Below are 502 nucleotides of genomic sequence, written 5' to 3' on the forward strand. Positions count from 1 at the left end.
TCCGCCCCGGGGCGGATGGTCGGGATGGGCGAAGCGGCCGTAGGCTTGCTGTTCGCGCACGACATCATCAAGTATCAAGAGGAAGGCTTCGACACGCTGGAGCTGACGATCCCTAAAGATGGGACAGGCTATGAAACCGGCGCCGTCGCAGTTATCAAAAATACGAAAAACCAGGAGCTGGCGCAAAAATTCATCGACTGGTCGCTCGGCGCAAGCGCGCAGGAGGTTGGGCAGCGCACAGGCAGCTACCAGAACTTGACAAACCCGGATGCGAAAGAGCCGAAAAAGGCGATTAAGCTGTCCGACATCAACCCGATCCAATACGATCCTTCGGAAGCTGGCAAAGAGCGCAAACGCCTGCTCGACAAGTGGAACAGCGAAGTGAAGAAATAATTTCCCGGGACGGTCTTTGGATTTCTCGGGCACGGGAAGGTATGTTGTTAGATTTTCTTTGCGATAAAGTGGAGTGTATCCCGAAGGAGTTTTACGTCCGCCTTTGAAA

Annotated in this window: 1 protein-coding gene; it reads left to right on the plus strand. The window is 54.0% G+C overall.

Translation table 11 applies throughout. The features are described from left to right. Window positions 1-393: extracellular solute-binding protein (locus QJ48_RS32290; protein WP_157261826.1), on the plus strand; the 393-nt coding region annotated here is incomplete at its 5' end. Window positions 394-502: the final 109 nt, after the last annotated feature.

Origin of the sequence: Paenibacillus sp. A3, assembly GCF_001399685.1 — a bacterium.
Taxonomy (GTDB): Bacteria; Bacillota; Bacilli; order Paenibacillales; family NBRC-103111; genus Paenibacillus_G.